Origin of the sequence: Nocardiopsis sp. YSL2 (genome assembly GCF_030555055.1) — a bacterium.
GTDB lineage: Bacteria > Actinomycetota > Actinomycetes > Streptosporangiales > Streptosporangiaceae > Nocardiopsis.
Genome location: NZ_JAMOAO010000001.1, coordinates 4,910,072 through 4,927,804, shown reverse-complemented (window position 1 = coordinate 4,927,804; position 17,733 = coordinate 4,910,072). Strand labels below are relative to the sequence as shown.

The 17,733-nt window shown below is 71.1% G+C and carries 13 protein-coding genes; 7 read left to right on the top strand and 6 right to left on the bottom strand.

All coding sequences use genetic code 11. The features are described 5' to 3' along the window. Positions 1-212: 212 nt before the first annotated feature. Both M1P99_RS21700 and M1P99_RS21695 read right to left on the bottom strand, forming a co-directional pair. A complete protein-coding gene (locus M1P99_RS21700; RefSeq protein WP_304454423.1) occupies positions 213-395 on the bottom strand; it encodes a DUF397 domain-containing protein in 183 nt (60 codons plus the stop codon). Continuing rightward, complete coding sequence (locus M1P99_RS21695; protein WP_304454422.1) at positions 392-1,159, bottom strand: helix-turn-helix transcriptional regulator; 768 nt, start codon at positions 1,157-1,159, stop codon at positions 392-394. The genes M1P99_RS21700 and M1P99_RS21695 overlap by 4 nt, the downstream gene beginning before the upstream one ends. An 89-nt stretch (positions 1,160-1,248) precedes the next feature. Between M1P99_RS21695 and M1P99_RS21690 the strand changes: the two genes are divergently transcribed. Beyond that, positions 1,249-1,500: a hypothetical protein gene (locus tag M1P99_RS21690; RefSeq protein ID WP_304454421.1), complete on the top strand. Its 252-nt coding sequence runs from the start codon at positions 1,249-1,251 to the stop codon at positions 1,498-1,500. 207 nt (positions 1,501-1,707) lie between these two features. On the opposite strand, the gene M1P99_RS21685 is transcribed toward M1P99_RS21690, so the two are convergent. The 3 genes from M1P99_RS21685 to moaA form a co-directional block, all read right to left on the bottom strand. Beyond that, entirely contained in the window at positions 1,708-2,328 is a 621-nt protein-coding gene (locus M1P99_RS21685; RefSeq protein ID WP_304454420.1) for a molybdenum cofactor guanylyltransferase, read from the bottom strand. Between the two features lie 38 nt (positions 2,329-2,366). Continuing rightward, positions 2,367-3,554 carry an RtcB family protein gene (locus M1P99_RS21680; protein ID WP_304454419.1) on the bottom strand — a complete coding sequence of 396 codons (1,188 nt, stop codon included), beginning with the start codon at positions 3,552-3,554 and terminating at the stop codon, positions 2,367-2,369. Positions 3,555-3,644: 90 nt separating this feature from the next. Further along, on the bottom strand, positions 3,645-4,652 hold the full coding sequence (gene moaA / locus M1P99_RS21675; protein ID WP_304455790.1) for a GTP 3',8-cyclase MoaA: 1,008 nt from the start codon (positions 4,650-4,652) through the stop codon (positions 3,645-3,647). 368 nt (positions 4,653-5,020) lie between these two features. On the opposite strand from moaA, the gene M1P99_RS21670 reads away from it, so the two are divergent. After that, positions 5,021-5,842: an alpha/beta hydrolase gene (locus M1P99_RS21670; protein WP_304454418.1), complete on the top strand. Its 822-nt coding sequence runs from the start codon at positions 5,021-5,023 to the stop codon at positions 5,840-5,842. Between the two features lie 20 nt (positions 5,843-5,862). Here M1P99_RS21670 and M1P99_RS21665 read toward each other — a convergent pair whose 3' ends face one another. Next, positions 5,863-7,335, bottom strand: coding sequence for a PLP-dependent aminotransferase family protein (locus M1P99_RS21665; RefSeq protein ID WP_304454417.1), 1,473 nt, complete (start codon positions 7,333-7,335; stop codon positions 5,863-5,865). Between the two features lie 213 nt (positions 7,336-7,548). On the opposite strand from M1P99_RS21665, the gene M1P99_RS21660 reads away from it, so the two are divergent. The 5 genes from M1P99_RS21660 (at position 7,549) to M1P99_RS21640 (ending at position 17,721) form a co-directional block, all read left to right on the top strand. After that, positions 7,549-8,184 (top strand): YitT family protein, encoded by a 636-nt coding sequence (locus M1P99_RS21660; RefSeq protein WP_304454416.1) that lies wholly within the window; start codon positions 7,549-7,551, stop codon positions 8,182-8,184. A gap of 426 nt (positions 8,185-8,610) precedes the next feature. Further along, positions 8,611-10,416 (top strand): glycoside hydrolase family 15 protein, encoded by a 1,806-nt coding sequence (locus M1P99_RS21655; RefSeq protein ID WP_304454415.1) that lies wholly within the window; start codon positions 8,611-8,613, stop codon positions 10,414-10,416. Between the two features lie 186 nt (positions 10,417-10,602). Then, the gene (locus tag M1P99_RS21650) at positions 10,603-11,277 is read left to right on the top strand and encodes a uracil-DNA glycosylase (protein ID WP_304454414.1); all 675 of its coding nucleotides are present in this window, start codon (positions 10,603-10,605) and stop codon (positions 11,275-11,277) included. 105 nt (positions 11,278-11,382) lie between these two features. After that, positions 11,383-14,481 carry an NACHT domain-containing NTPase gene (locus tag M1P99_RS21645; RefSeq protein WP_304454413.1) on the top strand — a complete coding sequence of 1,033 codons (3,099 nt, stop codon included), beginning with the start codon at positions 11,383-11,385 and terminating at the stop codon, positions 14,479-14,481. Between the two features lie 48 nt (positions 14,482-14,529). Further along, entirely contained in the window at positions 14,530-17,721 is a 3,192-nt protein-coding gene (locus M1P99_RS21640; protein ID WP_304454412.1) for an NACHT domain-containing NTPase, read from the top strand. Positions 17,722-17,733: the final 12 nt, after the last annotated feature.

Here is a 17,733-nt window from a genome sequence, read left to right as displayed (position 1 = left end):
GGGCGCGCCCTCCCCTGGACGTGCTCATGACGCCCACGGCCCGGCGCCCCGCAAGCCCGGTCGGCCCGTGGAGATCCGGACTGCCCGGATCGGCCGTTCGGCGCGCTGCCCGGCCGCGGGGACGAGCCGCGCGGGACGGGCAGGTGTCCAGGGGATGTCGGTCGCCCACCGAACCCGGGTCACCGGCCCGGCATGTCCTCCCCTGGGGCGAGTCAGTCGCGTGCGCCCCCGACGACCGTGGTGAGCAGGGACGTCCACTCGGAGGCCGGGAGCGCGAGCGTCGCGTGGTGGGGGTTCTTGGAGTCGCGCAGCTGCGCACCACCAGTGACACTTCGGGCTTCCACGCAGTTGCCGCCGTTCGGGGAGTACGAGCTCTTGGACCATTCCGACTTCATTGGAGACCTTCCAGGATCGCGAGGGACTGCGAGGCGGGGTGGGCTGATCCGAGTGCCCGGCTGACGGCGGCGATCAGAAGCGGGTGTTCCGACGTCTCCGCGAGCACGCTACCTCCAGCGTAGTCACAGGACACAGCCGCTTCCCCATTGCGCAGACGAAACACCATCACCGGGGCAATCGGAACCAGGAGCGAAGCGCCAGCGGGAACCACATGGATGGTGACACGCCCCGATGAAGCCCATGACAGGAGGGTCGCGACCTGCTCCGCGCGAACGTCGGCGGGGAACGTGCTGTTCGTCAGCGCGGTCTCAGGCAGGACCGCCGTCACACGCAGGTCGGGAAGTTGTTCGAGGCGTTGGCACCGGAGCTGTACCAGCCGGTCGATCTCCGCACGGGAGTCCCACGGACGCGCGGCACGGAACAGCGTTTCGGCATAGCGGGGGGACTGCAGGTAGCCGGGAACGTGCAGAGTCGCGACCACATCGACTGCGCGGGCCTCAGGTTCCACGGTGGTGAGGTCGCGGGTCCAGGGCGGGAGGTTCACCCCGTCCCGCGACTCGTCGAACCGCGCCAGAAGGCGGCCCTCCTGCGCGAGAACGCGGTCGATCACTTCCGCGTTCTCGCGCCGAGGAAGGCCGCCCCCGGTCACCCAACGGTTCAGGCTGGACAGGGACAAGCCGGTCGACGCTGCCAACTGTGTCTGGGATATACCGGTGCTGTCCAAGATCCTCTTGAGATCTTCACTGAAGGGGGTGGGAGCCATAAGGCGAGATTACCTTCCGTGGCTATGGGAGTAGATGGAAACCGCTGAATTCCCTATGAGAATCCAATGAGAACCCGAACGCTCGAACCATGGAAGCTCTCAGGAATCTCAGCGCGGCGTTCGCGCACCGGCAACTCCTCAACTACCGGCGTGGCGACACCCTCGTCGTCAACGATCCCTACCTTCGCCAACGGGTGGAGGTCACCGCGTACGGCCACTGGTACCGGTGGACCGGTCCGGACGGTACGCCCCAGCACAGCGACATCCACGCTCCTGGGCCCACCGTCGACCGGATCATCGACCAGTACGCCGGGCTCCACCTCGGGACGGGTGCGACGTGACCGGCCCCGACGACAATCGCGCGCCCTCGCCCAGCGCGGTGCCTCGCGTGCTGACCCTCGAAGAGTTCGCCCGGCTCGTACGTCCGCGTTCGCCGGAACCCCCGCGACCGGCCCCGCCCGTTCCACCACGGCTGCCGCGTCGCGACTCCGACCGGCGCCGACGCGGGACCTAGCGCTCCGAGGGGCGTTCGAGGGGTGAGCCGGGTGTCAGCCGTCGTTCCCCGAGTCCCCGTCGAGGTCGCGGCGGGCGCGGGCGAGGTCGTCGGGGGTGTCGACGTCGAACGCGGCGTGGTGGTCGGTCAGAGGGACCAGTCGCGGCGAGAGCGGGCCGAGCAGACCGTACAAGGACCGGCCCCGGTAGTCCGCCAGGGCCTTCCGCACGGCGGCGGTGCGCCAGATCCCGGTGAGCCACTGCTCGCGCCCGCCGTCGTCGACGAGCACCACGCCCGCGTCCTCGTCCTCCCGGTCCCGAAGGGCGTCGGCCAGCGCGGCGAGATGGCCGGCGGTCAGGTGCGGCAGGTCCGCGGCCAGCAGCGCGAACCACGCCCGCTCCACGTGCGGAAGCCCCGCGCGCAACGCCGGGACGGGTCCGGATCCGGGCGGGTCCTCGCGCACGTAGCGCGCTCGGGGGCTCTCACGCGGCGGACCGACGACCGTGACCCCGGCGTCGGGGCTGTGGGATCGGACCACGGCGGCGACCCGCTCCAGCAGCGTGCTCCCGCCCACGGTCAGGCCGGGCTTGTCGACGCCGCCCATGCGGCGCCCCTCACCGCCGGCCAGGACCACCGCGTCCAGGCCGGGACGCGTGCCGTTCACTCGCTCGCTCACACCCCCAGCATGGACCACGGCGGCGCCCGCCGGTCCGCTCAGCCCTTGACGCAGATCACCTGGCGCAGGTGGGCGGCGACCTCGACCAGGTCCGTCTGGGCCCCGATCACCGACTCCAGGTCCTTGTAGGCGGCGGGGATCTCGTCCACGACGCCCAGGTCCTTGCGGCACTCCACGCCCTTGGTCTGCGCGACCAGGTCCTCCCGGGTGAAGGTCTTGCGGGCCTTGTTCCGGCTCATCCGGCGGCCCGCCCCGTGCGAGGCGGAGTTGAACGACGCCGGGTTCCCCAGGCCCTTGACGATGTAGGTGCCCGTCGCCATCGAGCCCGGAATGATTCCGAACTCACCCTTGCCCGCGCGAATGGCGCCCTTGCGGGTGACGAGCACGTCCACCCCGTCGTAGTTCTCCTCCGCCACGTAGTTGTGGTGGCAGGAGATCCACTGGACGAAGCCCGCGCCGGGAATCCGCTCGGCCACGGCCGCGCACGCCAGGCCCATCATGACGTCACGGTTGCGCCGCGCGTAGTCCTGCGCCCAGAACAGGTCGCGGCGGTAGGCGTCCATCTCCGGGGTCCCGCTGAGGAAGACGGCCAGGTCCAGGTCGGGCAGGTCCTGGTTGTGCGGCAGGCCCTTGGCCCGGCCGATGTGGTGGTCGGCGAGCTCCTTGCCGATGTTGCGCGATCCCGAGTGCAGGACGAGCCACACGGTTCCCCCGTCGTCCAGGCACACCTCCAGGAAGTGATTGCCTCCCCCGAGGGTCCCCATCTGGCGCAGGGCCCGCTCACGACGGGGGTGGACGGCGTCGGCGAGGTCGTCGAAGCCCTGCCAGAACGCGTCCCACCTCCGGCTTCGCAGACCGGGGACCCGCGCGGGGTCGACCGGCTCGTCGTGGGCGTGGAAGCCGACGGGGATCGCCGCCTCCAGCGCGTGGCGCAGCCCCCGGAGGTCGTCCGGCAGACGCGACGCGGTCAGGTCCGTGCGGACCGCGGTCATACCGCAGCCGATGTCCACGCCCACGGCCGCCGGGCTGACCGCGTCGCGCATGGCGATCACCGACCCGACCGTGGCGCCCTTGCCGAAGTGCACGTCGGGCATCACGGCCAGGCCGTGCACCCACGGCACGCGCGTGACGTTGCGCAGCTGCTCCATCGCGGCGCCCTCGACCCGGTCCGGGTCCGCCCACATCCGGATCGGTACGCGGTCCCCCGCTACCTCCGTGTACGGCATGCCGTGCCACCTCCCTGACTCGTGGTTCCGGCTCGTCGCGCTCCATCAAGCCAGACCCCGATTCGCGGTGGCAAAGGGTTTTCGGCCGCTTCAGCCGCCGATCGCCGACATCGGGCGGGCGGGCTGCAGGAACGAGGGGTCGTTGATCCCGTGGCCCGGCAGCTTGCTCGCCACGGCCGCCTCCCACCGCGCGACGATCGCGTCGTCGTCGGCCCCCTCGCGCAGGAGCGTGCGCAGGTCGGACTCCTCCCGGGCGAACAGGCAGTTGCGCACCTGGCCGTCGGCGGTGAGCCGCACGCGGTCGCACGCCCCGCAGAAGGGCCTGGTGACCGAGCCGATGACGCCCACGGTGGCCTGCTCCCCGTTGGGGAAGCGTGTCCCGCGCAGGTGGAACAGTTCGGCGGGCGCGCTGCCGCGGGTGTCGGCGTCGGCGGCGTCCAGCTCGAACTCCGTCTCCAGCAGGGCGAGGATCTCGTCGGCGGTGATCATGGTGTCGCGCCGCCACCCGTGTTGGGCGTCCAGCGGCATCTGCTCGATGAAGCGCAGCTCGTAGCCGCGCTCGACGCAGAAGCGCAGGAGGTCGGCGGCCTCGTGCTCGTTGGTGTCGCGCATCAGGACGGCGTTGACCTTGACGGGGGTCAGTCCGGCCCGGGCGGCTCCCTCCAGCCCTTCGAGGACGTCGTCGAGCCTGCGGCGGCGGGCGAGCTTCTCGAACACGTCGTGGCGCAGGGTGTCGAGGGAGACGTTCACCCGGTCCAGCCCCGCCTCGGCGAGCGCGGGGGCCATCCGGGCCAGCCCGATGCCGTTCGTGGTCAGGGCGGTGTGGGGGCGGGGTTCGAGCGCGGTGGTCCCGGCGATGAGGCCCGGAAGGCCGCGGCGCAGGAGGGGCTCACCGCCGGTGAAGCGGACCTCGGTGATGCCGAGGCGTGTCACGCCCACGCCGATGAGGCGGAGGAGTTCCTCGTCGGTGAGGAGTTCCGGCTTGGGCAGCCACTCCAACCCTTCGGGGGGCATGCAGTAGGTGCATCTGAGGTTGCAGCGGTCCGTGAGCGACACACGCAGGTCGGTCGCACGTCGCCCATAGGAGTCGGCCAGCACGGGCGTCACCCTCTCCAGTCCGAGTTGCCGGGTGGGTTGTACGCGAGGTTCCCACCCGAGGGATACCCACTCGTAAGCGTAAAAGATCCCCTTTCACAATGAGTAGCCTTAATCACACCTTATGCCGTATTTCGTGGCTAAACACGAGAGTTGGCCGCCTTGTCTGGACGACCTGCACGAACCTCCCACACGATCGTTATGCCACTGATGCACGGGGTGGGCGGACGCAGCTCGATTCCCGCCAGTCCCGTTGGACGCACCCTTCCCACATGCGTGACGCGGGTGCCGCCCCGTAGGGTGACCGTCCTGAGAGGGGTGGCCCTCGACGATCGTCGCAGCGGCGGGCACGGAAGCGGAGGCAGGACACGGTGATCACCACACGCGAATGGGCCCTGGCCGGCGGGCCGGACGGATCGGGACGGCTCGCGGCGCGCGCCTGGGTCTCCCCCGACACCGAACCGACCTGGCTGGCGGTCCTCGTCCACGGCTACGGCGAGCACCTGGGCCGCTACGAGCAGGTGGCGGCGGACCTGGTCGCCGTGGGAGCGGTCGTCTACGGCGCCGACCACCGCGGCCACGGGGGCTCCTCCGGTGAACGGGTCCTCATCGACGACTTCGCGGGCGTGGTCGAGGACGTGCACCGGATCATCACCCAGGCGCGCACCGCCTACCGGAGGCTGCCCCTGGTCCTGATCGGCCACTCCATGGGCGGCCTCATCGCCGCCCGCTACGCCCAGACCCACGAGGGGGACCTCGCCGGCCTGGTGCTGTCCGGCCCGGTGCTGGGGCACTGGCAGGCCCTGGAGGACCTGGCCGCCGCGGAGGAGATCCCCGACGCCCCCATCGATCCCGGCACCCTGTCCCGCGACCCGGCCGTGGGCGCCGCCTACGTGGCCGATCCCCTGGTCTGGCACGGCCCCTTCCGTCGGACCACCGTGCTGGCCATGCTCCGCGAGCTGGAGCGTGTCCGCGAGGCGGGGCGCGTGGAGTCGCTGCCGCTGCTGTGGCTGCACGGATCGGACGACACTCTCGTGCCGATCAGCGGGACCAGGACCGGGATCGAGCTCCTCGCGGGGCGCGACTTCGCCGCACGGGTCTTCCCGGGTGCCCGGCACGAGGTCTTCAACGAGACCAACCGCGACGAGGTCCTGGCGGAGGTCGTCCGCTTCGCCCGGCGCGTCGCCTCGTAGTCCGCGGGCCCGGGTCCCGTTCAGACGTAGAGCTGGCCGCGCGGCTGGCCGGGGTGGGCCAGGGTCTCGGCGTAGGCGCGGGCCAGCCGGTCCACGGCGTCGGCCAGCACGTCGGGCGGCTGGGTGTAGGCCAGGCGCAGGTAGCGCTCCAGGGTGCCGTCCGTACCGAACACCGGCCCGGCCGCCGGGTGCACGCCGTACCGGACCGCCGCGGCCGACAGCGCCGTCGCCACGGGCTGCGGCAGCGTCGCCCACACCACCAGGCCGCCCCCCGGCACGCTGGGCCGCCAGTCCGGCAGGCGCTCGCGCATCGCCCGCAGCAGCGCGTCCCGGTTGCGGCGCAGCTGTCGGCTGCGCTCGGCACGGATCCGGAGCACGTCGGACATCAGGTGCGTGACGACCAACTGCTCCAGCACGGCCCCGGCGATGTCGACGCGCTGGCGGACGGCCATGAGCCGGGCCACCATCGGCGGCGTGGTGCGCACCCAGCCCACCCGCAGGCCGCCCCACAGCAGCTTGGCCACCGAACCGACGGTGAACACGCGCCCGTCGGTGTCGTAGGCGGCCACCGGCGCCGGCAGGTCGCCGGAGTCGATCGCCAGCTCGGCGACCGACTCGTCGATGACCAGGTGGCTCCCGGCCCGGCGCGCCTCCCGGACCAGGACGCGGCGCTCCTCGTCGTCCATCAGGGCGCCGGTCGGGTTCTGGAAGTCGGGGATGAGGTAGGCCAGGCCCGGGCGCCACTGGCGGAAGGCGTCGGCCAGGTACTCCATGTCCCATCCCTGCGGTGTGACGCCGACGGTGCGGATCCGGGCGCCCCGGTGGCGGGCGGCGTCGACCGGGTGCGGGTAGGTGGGCGACTCGACCAGCACGTCGTCGCCGTCCTGCACCAGCAGGTCCATGAGCAGGGCCACGGCGTGCTGGGCGCCGCTGGTGACGAAGATCTGCTCCGGGGTGGTGGGCAGCCCGCGCTCGACGTAGCGGCGCGCGATCGCGTGCCGGAGCTCGGGGAGGCCGTAAGGGTAGTAGCCCAGCCCTCCCACGTGGGCGGCGAGCTGCTCGGAGGCCTGGAACGCGGCGGCGCGCAGTCCCTCCACGGCCGGGGGCGCGGCCACGCCCAGGTCGATCTGCTCGGCCGGGGACGGGAAGGGCGCGGACTCGCCCGACCCCGAGTCCGGCAGGACCGTCCAACTGCCCGCTCCCTGCCGACTGTCCAGGAAGCGGTTGTCGCGCAGCCAGGCGTAGGCGGCGGTCACGGTGTTGCGGCTCACCCCGAGCGCGGTGGCCAGGTCGCGTTCGGCCGGCAGGCGCGTGTTGGTGGGCACGCGCCCGTCCAGGACCAGACCGCTGACGGCCCGGGCGATGGCCAGGTAGTAGGGCCGCTCCACGGGCGCCTCGCCGATCAGGCGGGCCAGCAGACGGCCGTTGATGCGCCGTGTCCCTCCGCCCGTGCCCGTGCGGTCCATCGTCCGCTTGCCCGCCTGCCTGACCATGGATCCCCCGTCCGCGTGCACCGTTCGGTCCACTTGAGCGTATTGGCCCTTCACTAACCGCGCCACTTCCGCCACTCTGGCGATGCGGCCCGAGGAATGGCCTCTGATCCGATGACAGGATGTCTGGGGCGGCACCCGCCCGCCCCTCCGCCTGGCGCCCCGGCCCTCGTGCGCGCACCGACTCCCGAACCGCGAAAGGCACCGGACACCGCCGTGACGATCACCCCGATCCTGCCCCGACCCCGCCTCCAGCGCCTCGTGCGGCTCTACGCCGGCCTGGTCCTGTACGGGCTCAGCGGCGCCCTGTTGATCGAGGCGCGCCTGGGTTCGATGCCCTGGGACGTGCTGCACCAGGGCCTGGCCCTGCGGGCGGGGCTGTCCGTGGGGGCGTGGAGCGTCATCGTGGGCGCCGCGCTGATGCTGCTGTGGATCCCGCTGCGCCAGAGACCGGGGCTGGGCACCCTGAGCAACGTGGTGGTGATCGGCGTGTGCGTCGACCTGTTCATGTGGCTGATTCCCACGACCGGCCCCCTCCTGGTGCGGGTGGTGCTGCTGGCCCTGGGCATTCTGGTGTGCGCCGTGGCGACCGGCTGCTACATCGGCGCCGGACTGGGCACCGGACCGCGGGACGGGCTCATGACGGGGCTCGCGGCACGCGGGTGGTCCGTGCGCCTGGCCCGCACTGTCATCGAGATCACGGTGGTGGTCACCGGTGTGGTTCTCGGTGGAACGGTCGGTGTGGGAACCGTGGTGTTCGCGGTCACCATCGGACCACTCGCCCATGTCTTCATTCCGATGTTCCAAATGTCTGAAATGCCGTCGGAAGAACCGAAATCATCTCACTGTTAGCCGACCCGTCATCAGCGGTTGATCACCGCGTCATAACTTCTGCCCGGACAAACTCCCGCAATTAACCCCATACCACGCCGACCCTGCAAATGCACGTGCACTTGCGGGTAGCGCGACCCCGGCGAAGAAGGGAGGATGGGGACCGCGGTGAACGGAAGGACCGTGTTCGGGCGGGTTCCGGCGCTCCGGCCTTTTCGGCTGCCCTCACCTGGGAACATACCGGGTACCAGGCAAGTCGTGGGGTCGGGGAGAGGACAAGGCCCGAACGGCGCCCCTTTCCGACGGCGGACGCGTGTCGGCCGGCCGGAACGGGAGAGAGGCCTCGATGGGGAGCGCACACGGGCGTGCGCGAGGTGCTCCGCGACGATGCGGCGGCCCCGTCCAGCCAACGGCACTCGCGCCAACCGCAGGACCAAGGACGACGTGATGGGGGTGAGCCGCGTGCCCGGCTGGATTGAAGACTACGCAATGATCGGCGACATGCAGACCGCCGCGCTGGTCGGTCGCGACGGTTCCATCGACTGGGCCTGTCTGCCGGATTTCGACTCCTCGGCCTGCTTCGCCGCCCTGCTCGGCGACGAGCAGAACGGCGGCTGGTCGCTGCGCCCGGCCGACGGCGAACCGAACGCCACCCGGCGCCACTACCGGGGTGAGACGCTCATCCTGGAATCGGAGTGGGACACCGACACCGGATCGGTGCGGGTCATCGACTTCATGCCCCCACGCGGCGGCGCACCGCACATCGTCCGCATCGTCGAGGGCCTCAGCGGCTCGGTCGAGATGAGCACGACCATGCGGATCCGCTTCGACTACGGACACGTCGTGCCCTGGATGCACAGGGCCGGCACCGAACTCGTCGCCATCGCCGGCCCCGACGCGATCTGGTTGAGCGCCCCCGTCGCCCTGCAGGGGCACAACTTCACCCACGACGCGAACTTCACCGTCACCGCCGGCCAACGCGTGCCGTTCGTGATGACCTGGCACCCCTCCCAGGTGGAGGAGTCCGACCATTTGGACGCTGAGAAAGCGCTCTCCCGCACCGAGCGGTTCTGGGAGAAGTGGGTCAGCCAGTGCACCTACGACGGCCCCTACCGCGAGGCCGTCATCCGGTCCCTCATCGTCCTCAAGGCCCTCACCTACCGCCCGACCGGCGGCATCGTGGCGGCGCCCACCACCTCCCTGCCCGAGGAGATCGGGGGCGTGCGCAACTGGGACTACCGGTACTGCTGGCTGCGTGACGCCACCATCACCCTGGAGGCGCTGATCCGCTCGGGCTACAAGGACGAGGCCCTCGCCTGGCGCGAGTGGCTGGTCCGCGCCGTGGCCGGCGAACCCCAGCTCATGCAGATCATGTACGGCATCCGCGGCGAGCGGCGGCTGACCGAGTGGGAGGCCGACTGGCTGCCCGGCTACGAGGCCTCCCGCCCGGTCCGCATCGGCAACGCCGCCGTGGGCCAGTACCAGCTGGACGTGTACGGCGAGGTCATGGACGTACTGCACCTGGCCAGGCGCTCCGGGATCCGCGGGGGCGACCACCTGTGGGGCCTGCAGCGCTCGCTGGTGAACTACCTGGAGTGGTGCTGGGACGAACCCGACGAGGGCCTGTGGGAGGTACGCGGACCCCGACAGCACTTCGTGCACTCCAAGGTCATGGCCTGGGTGGCGGCCGACCGAGCGGTGCGCAGCATCGAGGAGTTCGGCAAGGAGGGCCCCATCGAGAGGTGGAAGGCCCTGCGCGACACCATCCACGCCGAGGTCTGCGAGTACGGCTACGACCCCCACCGCAACACCTTCACCCAGTACTACGGCAGCAAGGAGCTGGACGCGGCCCTGCTGCTGATCCCCGAGGTCGGCTTCCTCCCCTACGACGACCCCCGCGTGATCGGCACCATCGAGGCGATCCGCAAGGACCTGATGGTCGACGGCTTCGTACTGCGCTACCGCACGGACCTGGAGAACTCCGCCGACCAGCTGCCCGGCGACGAGGGCGCCTTCCTGGCGTGCAGCTTCTGGATGGCCAACGCGCTGCTGTCCATCGGCCGCCAGGAGGAGGCCAGGGAGCTGTTCGAGCGCCTGCTCTCGCTGCGCAACGACCTGGGGCTGCTGGCCGAGGAGTGGGACCCGCGGCTGGGCCGCCAGGTCGGCAACTTCCCCCAGGCGTTCAGCCACGTGCCCCTGGTGACCACCGCCCTCAACCTCGCCGACCGCCAGGGCGGCTGGCGAGCGGAATAGCCCCCCGGCGAACGTGCCCCCCGACGACTGAGCCCAGCGCCCCCGCGACCGGTTCGGCCGCGGGGGCGCGTGGCCGGTCGAACCGCTCGACGCCCTCGTCCCGGACCCGGCCCGGGCACTCGGCGTAGGCGGCCCCGAGCGCCGAAACGGCCGTGGATGTCGGGAGCTGGCGCTAGTGTTCTGGCCATGTCTTCCAGGGACCTGAACGAAATCATGGACAACGGTTGGGCGAAGGCCCTCGAGCCGGTCTCCCCGCAGATCGCCGCGATGGGCGACTTCCTCCGCCAGGAGATCGCGGAGGGCCGGACCTACCTTCCGGCCGGGGAGAACGTGCTGCGCGCCTTCCAGCAGCCCTTCGACGACGTGCGCGTGCTCATCGTGGGCCAGGACCCCTATCCCACCCCCGGCAACGCGGTGGGCCTGAGCTTCTCCGTCGCCCCGGACGTGCGCCTGCCCGCGAGCCTGCGCAACATCTACAAGGAGATGCAGGACGACCTCGGCGCCCCCATGCCGTCCAACGGCGACCTGACTCCGTGGACCGAGCAGGGCGTCCTGCTGCTCAACAGGGTGCTGACCGTCGCTCCGGGCAAGGCCGGATCGCACCGGGGCAAGGGCTGGGAGGCCGTCACCGAGCAGGCGATCCGCGCGCTGTCCGAGCGCGGCAAGCCGCTCGTGGCGATCCTGTGGGGCCGCGACGCGCGCAACCTGCGCCCGATGATGCCGGGCGTGCCGTGCGTGGAGTCCGCGCACCCGAGCCCGCTCTCCGCGCGCAACGGGTTCTTCGGCTCCAAGCCGTTCAGCCGCACCAACGTGATGCTGGAGGAGATGGGCGCACAGCCCGTGAACTGGCAGCTGCCCTGAGGCATCACACTCCTGCACCACCACCAGACCCTCGGACTCGGTACCGCCCCCAGGTACCGGGTCCGCCCGCGTTCCACCCCCTGATGCGGAAAGGCCCCCGCACCGATGGCCAAGCAGCTCACGTACGCCGACGCCCTGAGGATCCTCGGCAAGAACGACTCGGAGGTACTGGACCTGGCGGAGAAGCTCACCGACGGCGGGCTGGGACTGGTGGGAGTCCCGGACCTGTTCGGAGCCCGAGGGGCGCTGGTGAGCAAGGGCCGCCAGGCCCTGGAGGGGATACGCGGCAAACTCAAGGGTGAGAGCCGCCTGTCGCGGACGGAGAGGATCGAGGCGGCGTACCAGGTCCTGGTCGTCGTGGCGTTCTTCGAGGCGGTGGAAGAATCGCTGGCGGAGATCGGCGCGCCCTTCACACTGAACGACCTGGACATCACCGGGGACGAGTTCTCGCACCTGCTCCGGCTCTGCACGCGCTTCCACCAGCCGATCTCGCGCCAGGGCAGGGAGAGGAGGGGAACCTCCTCCGGAATGGTCCTGCTGACCGACGACTTCCTCGGCTTCGTCCTGGGCCTGGCCACGGTCGAGCGGCACGGCATCACCGGCTTGGGCCACCCGGTCATGTCCCGCCTGTCCAAGGTCCTACCGGACCGCTCCGCGGACCGCCTCGGAGAGTACTACCGCCGCCTGGCCGCCGACGTCCCCGAGTTCGGCATGTGGGTGCACCTCGAGGAGCACGCCCGTACGCAGCGGACCCTCGGAACCGGGCTGGGGGAACTCCGCAGGCGGCTCGACGCCATCGGCTCGGGCAGGACCGTCGAAGCGCGCCGTCGGGAACTCAGCGACGGCTACCAGGTGCCGCTGCGCCAACCGGTGCTCCGCGCCGACGACCTCCCTCCCGGTCTGAGGCTCCCGACGCTCGAGGACTGCTACGTGTCGCCGCGCGGACGCGTGGCTTTCGTCCGGATGGGCAGCGCTCCCAGCACGGAGGCCTGGTGGGAACAACAGACCGTCATCGACGACCTCCCGTCGTTCGTCGCGGCCCACCTCGTCCACCCCGCCACCACCAGCCTCCCGACGGTCGTGCTGGGCCACCCCGGCGCGGGCAAGTCCAAGTTCACCGAGATGCTCGCCGCCCGTCTGCCCGCCGCCGACTTCCTGCCGATCCGTGTGGAACTGCGCTCGGTCCAGCCCAACTCCCCCATCCACCTCCAGATCGAGGAGGGACTGGCCGCCGCACTGCACACCCGGGTGTCCTGGCGTGAACTGGCCGAGTCGGCGGACGGCGCGCTGCCGGTCGTCATCCTGGACGGCTTCGACGAACTCCTCCAGGCGACGGGGGTGGACCGCTCCGACTACCTGGAGCGCGTCCAGGAGTTCCAGCTGCGACAGGAGGCCATCGGACAGCCCGTGGCCGTCATCGTCACCAGTCGTACCATCGTCGCGAACCGGGCCCGGTTCCCCCCGGACACGACGGTGATCCGTCTGGAACCCTTCAGCGAGGAGCAGGTCGAACAGATGCTGGGGGTGTGGAACCGGACCAACGCCCACGCGTTCGCGTCCGCCGGCCGGGAACCCCTGGCAGTGTCCGACCTCGCGCCCCACCACGACCTGGCCGAACAGCCGCTCCTGCTGCTGATGCTGCTGGTCTTCGATACCGGTGACAACGCGCTGCGCCGGGCGCCGGGGACACTCTCGCACGGTGACCTGTACGAACGCCTGCTCACGATGTTCGCCGGGCGGGAGGTGGACAAGCACCGCCCGGGGCTGGGCGTCCGAGAACGCGCCCAGGCCGTGGAGGGTGAACTGCGGCGCCTGGAGATCGCGGCGATGGCCATGTTCGCCCGGGGCAGGCAAAGCGTGCACGCCGACGAACTCGACCGCGACCTCGCCGTCCTCATGCCGGACGCCGCCAAGCGCGCCGACGACGCGGACCTGCACGGACAGATCGCGCCCGCGCACCAGGTGCTCGGACGGTTCTTCTTCGTCCACGAAGCACGGGCCAGGGCCGCCGACGGGGCCGCGAGCGTCTTCGAGTTCCTGCACGCCACTTTCGGCGAGTACCTGGTGGCCCGGGCGGTCACCTCGGCCCTGGGGGAGTTGGTCGAGGACAGGGCCCGGTCCCTGCGGCGGCGGGGCGGACCCCAGCACCTGGACGACGGCGAACTCCACGCCCTGTCCTCCTTCGCCGCCTTCGCCGGGCGGGAGAAGGTCGTGGACTTCCTGGATGAGCGGGTCAGGCGCCAACTGGAGGACGACCCCGACCTCGCCGGGGAGTACACCGCGCTGCTCATCGAGCTGTTCCGGGAGGCACCCTTCCCCGCGCCCAACCGCTCGTACACCGCCTACGAGCCGCAGCGGCTCGCGACGTCCGCCCGAGAGGGCCGCTACACCGCCAACCTGGTCACGCTGCTCGTCCTGGTCGCCCAGCGACCCCTGCAACTGAACGAGCTCTTTCCTGAGGCACGGGACCACTGGCACGCGTGGCGCGCGACCGTGGCGCAGTGGCGGGCACTGCCGTCGAGCCAGTGGTTCGGAATCCTCGACACCCTGCGCATCCGGCACCACGGCTACGTCGACAACACCGATCCCTTCACCACGATCGAACGCGAGGACCTCTCCCCCGTCAACGTCGGCGAGTGCCTGGGCTTCGAGCTGCGCGCCGACCTGAACGATGAGGCGTCCGTGGTCGACCCGTACGGGATCACCGTGCCTCATGCCTCCGTGACCTCCGCGCTGCTGCGCTCCATGGCGCTGCAGGCCAACAGCACCGCCTCGCGGATGAGCCTGATCCTCCTGCCGTACCTGCGACACGTGTCCCTGGACCTGGGGACCTGGTACACGGACGAGGAGACCGACACCTCCTGGGTCCAGGCCCACGAGGTCATGCGACTGCGCCTGGAACCGCCGGGGTGGAGGCCGCGCGAGCGGATGAACACCTACCGGCGGCTCCTGGACCCGGGAAGGTTCGGACGCCTGGAACTCCTGGTGCTCCGCCAGGCCGCCGAGGACCTGGCCATGCTCCCCGAGGACTCCGAATCGCTCAGGGCCCTGTCCCTTCTGGTGCACGACTACGTCAGCAGTGTGGAGGTGGCTCTCCACCACGGCGGGCTGCCCTCCGAACAGGTCCAGCCCGTCTTCGCCGCGTTGAATCGTCACATCCACCCGACCCTCAGGCGTTCCATCGCCGTTCTCGCGAACATCTGAGTCGGTCCTCGTCCCCTCCCCCGACGATCGAAAGGCATCCCTCCCTCCATGGCGAAGCAGCTCACCTACGCCGACGCACTCAAGGCGCTCGGCGGCAACGACTCCGAGGTCCTGGACCTGGCCGAGAAGCTCACCGACGGCGGACTGGGACTGGTGGGAGTCCCGGACCTGTTCGGTGCCCGGGGGGCGCTGGTGAGCAAGGGCCGCCAGGCCCTGGAGGGCATGGCCGCCAAGCTCAAGGGCGAGAGCCGCCTGTCCCGCACCGCGAAGATCCAGGCCGCGCACCACATCCTGGTCCTGGTGGCGTTCTTCGAGGCGGTGGAGGAGTCCTTGGGGGAGGTGGGCGCCCCCTTCTCACTGGCGGACCTGGAGTTCACCCGGGAGGAGCAGGTCCGGCTCCTGGACAGCGTGCTCACGCACTCCGGCTCCCTGCCGGTCCCCTCCCTGGGCTCCGCCTGGGCACCGCGCTTCTTCTCGGACTTCCTCCTCCGATCCTTCACCGACGTCCTCCTCGGGCTCGCCGTCGCCGAGGAGCACGGCATCGCCTCCGACACCCACCCCCTCCTGGAAGCCCTGCGCGACGCCGTGCCCGGCCGGGCCGCGCAGCGGTACCAGGAGTCCTACCGGCTGCTCGCCGCCGACATCCCGGAGTTCGGGATGTGGGTGCACATGGACGAGCACGAGCGCACCCGCCGAACGGTCGGGACCGGGCTCTTGGAGCTCAGCCGGGCCCTGGAGGCGGTCGGGTCCCGGCGCGAGGTGGACGGCCGGCGGCGCGAGCTGGCCGCCGGGTACCAGGCGGTCCTGCGACAGCCCGTCCTGCGGGCGGACGACGCCCCCGCCCGACTCGCCCTGCCCGCCTTGGAGGACGCCTACGTCCCCCCGCGCGGACGCGCCGGGTACGCGGTGCGCAGCGGCACACCCTCCGCGGAGGAGTGGTGGGAGGAGCTACCGGTCGACGACGACCTGCAGGACACGGTCGCCGCCCACCTGGTCCACCCCGTCGCCACCGAGGTCCCCACCGTGATCCTGGGCCACCCCGGCGCGGGCAAGTCCAAGCTCACCGAGATGCTCGCCGCGCGGCTGCCCGCCGCCGACTTCCTGCCGATCCGGGTCGAACTGCGCTCTGTGCCGCCCAACTCCCCCATCCACGTGCAGATCGAGGAGGGGCTGGCCGCCGCACTGCACACCCGGGTGTCCTGGCGCGAGCTCGCGGAGTCGGCCGACGGCGCCCTGCCGGTCATCATCCTGGACGGCTTCGACGAACTCCTCCAGGCCACCGGGGTCGACCGATCCGACTACCTGGAGCGCGTCCAGGAGTTCCAGCACCAGCAGGAGGCCCTGGGGCAGCCCGTGGCCGTCATCGTCACCAGCCGCACGGTGGTCGCCGACCGCACCCGCTTCCCCGACGGCACACTGGTGATGCGCCTGGAGCCCTTCGACGAGGCGCAGATCGCGCGCATGCTCCAGGTGTGGAACCGGGCCAACGCCCTGACGTTCGTCACCGCGGGGCTGATGCCGCTGACCACCGACGTCCTCCTGCGGTACCGCGAGTTGGCCGAGCAGCCGCTCCTCCTGCTGATGCTGCTCATCTACGACGCGGCGGACAACGCCCTGCGCGCGGCGTCGGAAACGCTCTCGCACGGACAGCTCTACGAACGCCTGCTGACGATGTTCGCCAGGCGCGAGGTCGACAAGCACCGGTCGGGGCTGAGCCGGGACGACCTCGACGCGGCCGTCGAGGACGAGCTGCGCCGGTTGGAGGTCGCCGCGCTGGCGATGTTCACGCGCCGCAGACAGAGCGTGAGCGCCGATGACCTGGGCCAGGACCTCGACGTCCTCATGCCCGACGCGCCGGTCCGACCCGCCGAGGCCGACCTGCACGGCCGGATCGCTCCCGCGCACCAGGTCCTGGGCCGGTTCTTCTTCGTCCACGAGTCGCGCGCCCGGGCCGCCGACGGAAACGCGAGCGCCTTCGAGTTCCTGCACGCCACCTTCGGCGAGTACCTGGTGGCGCGCGCGGTCGTGACCGCCCTGGAGGTGGTGGAGGAGTCGCGGCCCCGCCCTTCGCGGCGCCGCGGCCGCAACACCCGCACCGACGACGGCGAGCTGTACGCGCTGTCCTCCTTCGCCAGCTACGCGGGGCGGGACCGGGTCGTGGCGTTCCTGGACGAGCTGCTCCAGCGCAGGCTGGCCGGGGATCCGGGCCTGCGGGAGGACTACGCCGCCCTGCTCCTCGAACTGTTCAGGGAAGCCCCCTTCCCGGCCCCGAACCGCTCGCTGTCCGACCACGAGCCCACACGGCTTCCGCAGACCAAGCGCGAGGCGTACTACACCAGCAACCTGATGATCCTGCTGTGCCTGGTGCGCGAGAACCCCGTCGACGCCCGTGAGCTCTTCCCCGACGCGCCCGAACCCGACCAGGCCCTCCAGCACGTCACCTCGCTCTGGCGCACACTGGCGGGATCGGAGTGGTTCAGCATCGTGTCGGCGCTGCGTGTGCGCCACCTGAACGGCTGGGACGAGGACGGTCCCGTCACCCTCATCCGGCTGGAGGACGGCTCCCCCGTCGACGTCGGCGAGTGCGTGGGGTTCGAGATCCGGGCGAACCAGGAGGTGACTCCGTCCATGGTCGACCCCTACGGGATCACGGTGCCGTACAAGTCGACCACCTCCCGCCTGCTCCGGTCGACGGCCATGCGGGTGAACGGGACGGCGGCGCGCTTCACCCTGGGCCTGCTGCCCTACCTCCGGCACGTCTCCTCGGACCTGGCGACCTGGTACCTGGACCCGCACCGGCTCGACTCCTGGACCGAGCTGCACGAGATCCTGCGCCTGCGCCTGGAACCCGTCACCGAGGACCCGGACGGGCGTGTGGCGGGCTACCGCAGGCTGTTGTCACAGCGTTCGCTCGGGCGGATCGAGCTGGTGGTGCTGCGCCAGGCCGCGGAGGACCTGGCGCTGCTCGCCCGCGGCACCGAGTTCCGGGAGAGCCTGCTGGAGGTCCTGCGCTCCTACCTGTCGAACGTGGAGTCCATCGTCGCCGGGCCGGCACTCCACGCGGGCGGGATCGGGGGCGTCCTGGACATGCTCAGCCACCAGGTCTCCCCGGACTGGACGAGCCGTGTGCGCAAGCTGGCCGCGGAGAACGACACCGACATTCCGTACTCCGACGCGATGACGAGCGGGATCCACTCCGTTCTGAAGATCAGCGGGGGCAACTCCACCGAGGGGCGCTGACCAACGGTTCCG

Excerpts from the sequence above, each read along its gene's own strand:
- M1P99_RS21680 (WP_304454419.1), bottom strand. The coding sequence starts at position 3,554 with ATGCCGTACACGGAGGTAGCGGGGGACCGCGTACCGATCCGGATGTGG.
- M1P99_RS21665 (WP_304454417.1), bottom strand. The coding sequence starts at position 7,335 with ATGGTCAGGCAGGCGGGCAAGCGGACGATGGACCGCACGGGCACGGGC.
- M1P99_RS21690 (WP_304454421.1), top strand. The coding sequence starts at position 1,249 with ATGGAAGCTCTCAGGAATCTCAGCGCGGCGTTCGCGCACCGGCAACTC.
- M1P99_RS21700 (WP_304454423.1), bottom strand. The coding sequence starts at position 395 with ATGAAGTCGGAATGGTCCAAGAGCTCGTACTCCCCGAACGGCGGCAAC.
- M1P99_RS21650 (WP_304454414.1), top strand. The coding sequence starts at position 10,603 with ATGTCTTCCAGGGACCTGAACGAAATCATGGACAACGGTTGGGCGAAG.
- M1P99_RS21695 (WP_304454422.1), bottom strand. The coding sequence starts at position 1,159 with ATGGCTCCCACCCCCTTCAGTGAAGATCTCAAGAGGATCTTGGACAGC.
- M1P99_RS21655 (WP_304454415.1), top strand. The coding sequence starts at position 8,611 with ATGGGGGTGAGCCGCGTGCCCGGCTGGATTGAAGACTACGCAATGATC.
- M1P99_RS21645 (WP_304454413.1), top strand. The coding sequence starts at position 11,383 with ATGGCCAAGCAGCTCACGTACGCCGACGCCCTGAGGATCCTCGGCAAG.
- M1P99_RS21640 (WP_304454412.1), top strand. The coding sequence starts at position 14,530 with ATGGCGAAGCAGCTCACCTACGCCGACGCACTCAAGGCGCTCGGCGGC.